Source organism: Mycobacterium sp. (assembly GCF_025965855.1).
Lineage (GTDB): Bacteria > Actinomycetota > Actinomycetes > Mycobacteriales > Mycobacteriaceae > Mycobacterium.
Genome location: NZ_JAOPWB010000114.1, coordinates 1 through 6,570, shown reverse-complemented (window position 1 = coordinate 6,570; position 6,570 = coordinate 1). Strand labels below are relative to the sequence as shown.

The following is a 6,570-nucleotide window of genomic DNA, read 5'->3' as shown; positions in this document are numbered from 1 at the left end:
GGAGGGGGCGGCGGCGCGGGCGGCGCGGGCTGGTCAGTGGCCGAGAAGTTGCGCACGCCGTAGTCGCGGTACTCGGCCGAATGGCGCGCCCGCGCCCGGCGACCGGGCTCACCGTAGGGCGGCGTCTGCGGGTGCTCGAAGGGCGAGCCGTCCATGGTTTCTTCGAAGCCGTAATGCCGGGCGCGCCGCGGATCACCAACCGTGGGACCGGCCGGGTTGCCGCCGGCCCAATTGCCGCCCGGCGCCACCGGGGGCAGCCACTGTCCCTCCGTGGCGGCCGGCTGCCAATCCCGCATCTGCGGCTGTGGCTGCGGTGCCGGCTGCTGCGGCGGCGGCGGGGGCTGACGTTGCTCGTATCGCGGCTCCGGCGGCGGCGTCATGTACGGCGGCTCCTGAGAAACCACGTACGGCGCCTCTTGGCGGACGTCGTACTGGCCGCGCTCGCGCGGGGGCGGCTGATGCCGGGGCGGCAGCAGCGGTTCCTCGGGCACGTCGATGATCGAGGCTTCGTCGGCGCGGCTGCCCGCATGGCCGGGCGGGGTGTCCCGGGCGACCGCCGTGACACGGTCGCTGGACACCCAGTCCGGGTTGCTCTCGCCGTTGCGTTCCCAGTCGTCGTAAGCCCGCCCGCGTGGCGCCTCGGTCTCGTGCGTCTCGATCGCCGGGCGGTGCTGCAGGTCGGTGTCGAACAGGATCTCGAGGCTGGTCCGTAACGCGCCCAGTTCCGCCCGCAGCGCCGCCAGGTCGTCGGCGGCCTGGGCGCGCAGCTCGGAGGCCAGCTCGCGACGCAGCTGCGACTCCACGGTCAGCTCGTACTCGCGCCGGGCCGAGATTTCCCGATCCAGCTGCAGGTCGTAGACCAGCTTCAGGTCGCGGACGCGGGACTGGTCCGCGTCGCTTTGGCGGCGGTAGAGGACCGAAACGAAGGCGCCGGCGACCGCGGCCCACAGCGCCAGGATTACAGCGAGCTTGAGGAGTTCCACCCGATTGGTGAAAACCAATGCGGAACTGGCCGCCATCGCGAGGACCAGCAACGCCGTCAAGAGCACCCACCCCGGCCTGCGGCCGCCGCGCCGGACCCTGGCGCCGCGGGACAGAACGGTCATGGCCTGACTGTACCTGCGCGAGGTCACTGCGCGTGTCGCGCGACTCCGGCGATTCTCACCTGGGTTAATGGTGCGGTCGCGGAGGCCGCTAGGTTTCCGCACCCTCGCCGTGCTCGGTCGGGTCCTGCGGCGACTTGCAGCAATGCTGCAGCCACAGCGCCGCGACGACCAACGCCAGCGCGCTGACGGCGGCCACCACCGTGCCGGCGGTGTCGTCCGCGGCGACCCGCAGCCACGACCGCCGCGGCAGGAAGTACACCAGCACCCCGACCCACCAGCCCAACACCAACGCGCCCACCCAGGCCGACGCCTTGGCCACCATCAGGCTGCGCGCGACCGCCAGCGGGTGCAGCCAACCGGGCCCGTCGCCGATTTCGCCGTCGTTGATCTTGGCCCGCACGTGACGCGCCCAGAGCGCCTCGGCGATGGCCACACCGAGCAGCGACAGGCCGGTCCACACCGTGATGGGTGGAAACCACCGATACAGCGAGACCACCAGCAGATAGCCCGCCACCGCAGCGCCGACCACCGCGGCCGTCAGGTCACGCTTGCGGGTCGGCCCCATCAGTTTTCCGGTTCCGGTTTTCCGTCGAGCTCGAGCGTCAGGCTGGACAGCCGAACACCGGCCCGGTCGGCCGGGTCCAGCTCGGCCAGCAGCTGCGCGACGGGACGCGGCCCTCCGGCGAGCGTCAGCCGAGCGTCCGGCTCGACGGCCAGCCACGGCACCAACACGAAGGCCCGCAGGTGGGCCAGCGGGTGCGGCAGCGTCAGGTTCGGCTCGCGGGTGATCACTTCCGTCTCGCCGTAGCAGGCGATCACGTCGACGTCGAGGGTGCGCGGGCCCCAGCGCTCGCCGCGGACCCGGCCCGCCGCCCGCTCGAACTCCTGCGCCCGGCTTAGCCAGGCCTGCCCGTCGCACGCCGGGTCGTCGGCGATGAGCACCGCGTTGAGAAACGGGGCCTGCTCCACCCGCCCCCACGGGTCCGTCTCGTAGATGGGAGACACCGCCACTACCACTTCCTGGAGCCCGTCGACGACCGACTGCAGCCGCGCCAACCGGTCTCCGAGGTTCGAACCGATGGACAGCACCACCCGCGTCATAGCGCCCCGCCGGCCGGGATCACCGAACCGCGACCGCCGCGCCGCGACCGCCGAACCACCACGGCCACGTCGGCGAACTCTTGCGGGATCGGGGCCCGCGGCTTGTGCACCACCACCTCGACGGCGTGCACGCGCCGGTCGTGCATCACCCCATCGGCGATCTCACCGCCGACCGTTTCGATCAGCTTGCGCGCCGGCCCCGCGACGACGTCGGTAGCCAGCTGGGCCAGCGCGGCATAGTCGTAGGTGTCGGCCAGGTCGTCGCTGGCGGCGGGGTCGGCCAGGTCGATCCACACGGTGATGTCGACGACGAAATCCTGCCCGGTGGCGCGTTCGTGTTCGAAGACTCCGTGTCGGCCACGAACCACCAAGCCGCGCAATTCGATTCGATCAGCCATTCTGCGTCCAGGCCTCGACGACCTTGAGGGCATCGACGGAGGCGCGCACGTCGTGCACGCGCACGCCCCAGGCCCCGTGCAGGGCGGCCAGCGCGGAAATCACCGCGGTCGCCGTCTCGCGCCCGTCGGGCGGGCGCGGCGACCCGTCGGGCCCGGCCAACAACGTACCGAGGAATCGTTTGCGAGAGGCGCCCAGCAGCACCGGAACCCCCGTGGCGACGAGCTGCGGCAGCGCGTGCAGCAGCGCCCAATTGTGTTGTCCCGTCTTGGCGAATCCCAGCCCTGGGTCGATCACCAGCTTGTTTGGATCGACACCCGCGGCCACCGCGTCGTCGACGTTGGCAAGCAGCTCGGCGCGCACCTCGGCCACCACGTCGCGGTAGTGCGGGGCCTCATGCGGGCGGCGCTCGGGCGACACCGATCGCCAATGCATCAACACCCACGGCACCCCCGCTTCGGCAAGCAGCGGCGCCATCGCGGGATCGGCCCGTCCACCCGACACGTCGTTGACGATCCGCGCGCCGCTCTGCAGCGCCGCCCGGGCGACGTCGGCATGCATCGTGTCGATGCTCACGGTAATGCCCTGCGCGGCAAGTTCTTTGACGACGGGAACCACACGGGACGTCTCGACCCGAGGGTCGATGCGAACCGCGCCGGGCCGGGTCGACTCCCCTCCGACGTCAACGATCCCCGCGCCCTCGGCGGCCATCGCCAAACCATGGGCGACGGCGTCGTCGGCATCGAGGTAGCGCCCACCGTCCGAGAACGAATCGTCAGTGACGTTCAGAACTCCCATCACCTGCACGGGCGCCGGACTCACCTGCGCAGGATCAGATCGAGCGCTTCGGCTCGAGAGGCGGGACTGGTCTTGAACATGCCACGCACCGCCGACGTCGTGGTCACGGCGCCGGGCTTGCGGACCCCGCGCATCGCCATGCACAGATGCTCCGCCTCGATGACGACGATCACCCCGCGCGGATCGAGTTTGTTCACCAGGGCATCGGCGATCTGGCTGGTGAGCCGCTCCTGAACTTGGGGCCGCTTGGCGTACAGGTCCACCAGCCGGGCGATCTTGGACAGGCCGGTCACCCTGCCGTCCTGGCCGGGGATGTAGCCGACGTGGGCCACCCCGTGGAACGAGACCAGGTGATGCTCACACGTGGAGTAAATCGGGATTTCCTTGACGATCACCATCTCGTCGTGATCTTCGTCGAACATGGTGTTCAGGACGGTGTCGGGATCGGTGTAGAGCCCGGCGAACATCTCGCGGTACGCACGCGCGACGCGGGCCGGGGTGTCCTGCAAGCCATTTCGATCGGGGTCTTCGCCGATCGCATACAGCAGCTCGCGGATCGCGGCCTCGGCGCGTTGGTGGTCGAACGCCCGTATGCGCGGAGTCGCTTGGCGGGTATCCGGCAGCGCCATCGAATCCTCCGTTTCGTCAGCCGTGTGCCGGCGGATTGGACCGGCTCACGTCGTCATCCTTTTTTTCGGGAGACTTTCCGGCATCCGGATTCGATTGACCGGGCGGCGGATACGGCGGATACGGCGGGTAAGGCGGATGGGCCGGCGGGCCCTGCTGGCCCGGATAGCTCGGCACCGGCTGCGGCCAATAGGGCTGCTGCGGGGGCTGCGCGGGCGGATACCAATAGTTCGGATGCTGTTCCGGCGGAGGCCATCCCGGCGCATACCAGCCCGCCGGGGCGCCGTAGTCCGGCTGGGATGGGCCGTGCGGAGCGGGCTCGCGATTGCCGCCGGGTTGGCCCCCGTGAGAACCGTTGGGGCCATTTGTGTTTCTATCGGCCTCCGCCCGGGCGGCCGCGGCGGCTTCGCTGGCCTGAGCGATGGCCGCCTTGAAGGCCGGCTCGACGACCGGCGGCGGCCACGGCTCGCCACGCTCCATGGCCAACTCGCCGGGCGTCTTGATCGGCGGCTTGTCCGACGGGATGCGGCCGCCGAAATCGTCGAACATGGTGAGCCGCGGGCGCTTTTCGACGCCGGAGAAGATGCCCTCCAGCTCGGGCCGGTGCAGGGTCTCTTTCTCCAGCAGCTCGCCGGCCAGCGTGTCGAGCACGTCACGGTACTCGGTGAGGATTTCCCACGCCTCGGTGTGCGCGGCCTCGATCAGCTTGCGCACCTCGTCGTCGATGTCCCGGGCGACCTCGTGGGAGTAGTCGGCCTGCGTTCCCATGGTCCGGCCCAGGAAAGGGTCGCCGTGTTCGGTGCCGTACTTGACGGCGCCCAGCTTGGAACTCATCCCGAATTCGGTGACCATCGAGCGCGCGATCTTGGTGGCCTGCTCGATGTCGGACACCGCGCCCGTGGTGGGCTCGCGGAAAACCAGTTCCTCGGCGGCGCGCCCGCCCATCGCGAACACCAGCTGGGCGATCATCTCCGAGCGGGTCCGCAGGCCCTTGTCTTCCTCGGGCACCGCCACCGCGTGCCCGCCAGTGCGTCCGCGGGCCAGGATCGTGACCTTGTAGACCGGGTCGATATCCGGCATCGCCCAGGCCGCGAGGGTGTGTCCTCCCTCGTGGTAGGCGGTGATCTTCTTCTCCTGCTCGCTGATGATCCGGCCCTTACGGCGCGGCCCGCCGATCACCCGGTCCACCGCCTCTTCCAGGGCGGGTCCGGTGATGACGGTGCCGTTTTCGCGGGCGGTCAGCAGCGCCGACTCGTTGATGACGTTGGCCAGGTCGGCACCGGTCATGCCGACGGTCCGCTTGGCCAGCCCGTCGAGGTCGGCGTCCGGGGCGATCGGCTTGCCCTTGGAGTGAACCCGCAGCACGGCGCGGCGGCCCGCCAGGTCCGGGTTGCTCACCGGGATCTGGCGGTCGAAGCGGCCGGGCCGTAGCAGCGCCGGGTCGAGGATGTCGGGCCGGTTGGTGGCCGCGATCAGGATGACCCCGGCGCGGTCGCCGAAACCGTCCATCTCGACCAGCAACTGGTTGAGTGTCTGCTCGCGCTCGTCGTGGCCGCCGCCCAGCCCGGCGCCGCGCTGGCGGCCCACCGCGTCGATCTCGTCGACGAAGATGATGCACGGGCTGTTCTGCTTGGCCTGCTCGAACATGTCGCGCACCCGCGAGGCGCCGACGCCGACGAACATCTCGACAAAGTCGGAGCCGGAGATCGTGAAGAACGGCACGCCGGCCTCGCCCGCGACGGCGCGGGCCAGCAGCGTCTTACCGGTTCCGGGCGGCCCGTAAAGCAGCACGCCCTTGGGGATCTTGGCGCCCAGCGCCTGGTACCTGCTGGGGTTTTGCAGGAAGTCCTTGATCTCGTAGAGCTCCTCGACCGCCTCGTCGACGCCCGCGACGTCGGCGAACGTGGTCTTGGGCATGTCTTTGTTGAGCATCTTCGCCCGTGACTTGCCGAACCCGAAGCCCATCCGGGCGCCGCCCTGCATGCGGGAGAACATCACGAACAGGCCCACCAGCAACAGCAGCGGCAGCACGTAGACCAGCAGCTCGCCCAGGATGCTGCCCTCGTTCACGACGGTGCTGATCTTCGCGTTCTTGGCGTTGAGCGCGTTGAACAGGTCGACGGCGTATCCGCTGGGGTATTTGGTGATGACCTTGTCGGAATTGTCGGTGTCCTTGTTGCCCTTCTTCAGGGTCAATCGCAGCTGCTGCTCGCGATCGTCGATCTGGGCGCTCTTGATGTTGTCGCCGTTGATCTGGGCCATCGCCACCGAGGTGTCGACGGGCTTGTAACCACGGGTGTCATCGCTGAAGTAGAAGAAGGACCACCCAAGGAGCAACACGACCGCGACCGCGGTCAGGGTACGGATGACGTTTTTTCGGTTCATCGTTGTCGTCGGCCAGCGGCGGGATACGTCGGCCAGGTCCTTCCGATACGCACAGCTAGGTCAGTTCAGGCTACCGCTAGACCAACGTCGCACAGTTCCCGACGGCTTATTGAGCCGAGGGCGTAGCCGTGCAGACTGAGATGGTGATCACATCCAC

Annotated in this window: 7 protein-coding genes; all 7 read right to left on the bottom strand. The window is 69.3% G+C overall.

What is annotated here, in order from left to right; translation table 11 throughout:
* Positions 1-1,106 (bottom strand): DUF6779 domain-containing protein (locus JWP83_RS08785; RefSeq protein ID WP_297728767.1); only part of this gene is annotated, 1,106 nt, incomplete at its 3' end.
* Between the two features lie 88 nt (positions 1,107-1,194).
* Entirely contained in the window at positions 1,195-1,671 is a 477-nt protein-coding gene (locus JWP83_RS08780; protein WP_297728764.1) for a DUF3180 domain-containing protein, read from the bottom strand.
* Positions 1,671-2,207: a 2-amino-4-hydroxy-6-hydroxymethyldihydropteridine diphosphokinase gene (gene folK, locus JWP83_RS08775; RefSeq protein WP_297728761.1), complete on the bottom strand. Its 537-nt coding sequence runs from the start codon at positions 2,205-2,207 to the stop codon at positions 1,671-1,673. Before folK ends, JWP83_RS08780 begins: the two co-directional genes overlap by 1 nt.
* Positions 2,204-2,605 (bottom strand): dihydroneopterin aldolase, encoded by a 402-nt coding sequence (gene folB / locus JWP83_RS08770; protein WP_297728758.1) that lies wholly within the window; start codon positions 2,603-2,605, stop codon positions 2,204-2,206. Before folB ends, folK begins: the two co-directional genes overlap by 4 nt.
* Positions 2,598-3,425 carry a dihydropteroate synthase gene (gene folP, locus JWP83_RS08765; RefSeq protein WP_297728755.1) on the bottom strand — a complete coding sequence of 276 codons (828 nt, stop codon included), beginning with the start codon at positions 3,423-3,425 and terminating at the stop codon, positions 2,598-2,600. The genes folB and folP overlap by 8 nt, the downstream gene beginning before the upstream one ends.
* Positions 3,422-4,030 (bottom strand): GTP cyclohydrolase I FolE, encoded by a 609-nt coding sequence (folE, locus tag JWP83_RS08760; RefSeq protein WP_297728752.1) that lies wholly within the window; start codon positions 4,028-4,030, stop codon positions 3,422-3,424. Before folE ends, folP begins: the two co-directional genes overlap by 4 nt.
* Before the next feature lie 16 nt (positions 4,031-4,046).
* On the bottom strand, positions 4,047-6,413 hold the full coding sequence (ftsH, locus tag JWP83_RS08755; protein ID WP_297728749.1) for an ATP-dependent zinc metalloprotease FtsH: 2,367 nt from the start codon (positions 6,411-6,413) through the stop codon (positions 4,047-4,049).
* Positions 6,414-6,570: the final 157 nt, after the last annotated feature.

Bases quoted from the DNA above. Each gene is read 5' to 3' on its own strand.
- JWP83_RS08780 (WP_297728764.1), bottom strand. From the start codon at position 1,671: ATGGGGCCGACCCGCAAGCGTGACCTGACGGCCGCGGTGGTCGGCGCT.
- folK (WP_297728761.1), bottom strand. From the start codon at position 2,207: ATGACGCGGGTGGTGCTGTCCATCGGTTCGAACCTCGGAGACCGGTTG.
- folB (WP_297728758.1), bottom strand. From the start codon at position 2,605: ATGGCTGATCGAATCGAATTGCGCGGCTTGGTGGTTCGTGGCCGACAC.
- folE (WP_297728752.1), bottom strand. From the start codon at position 4,030: ATGGCGCTGCCGGATACCCGCCAAGCGACTCCGCGCATACGGGCGTTC.
- ftsH (WP_297728749.1), bottom strand. From the start codon at position 6,413: ATGAACCGAAAAAACGTCATCCGTACCCTGACCGCGGTCGCGGTCGTG.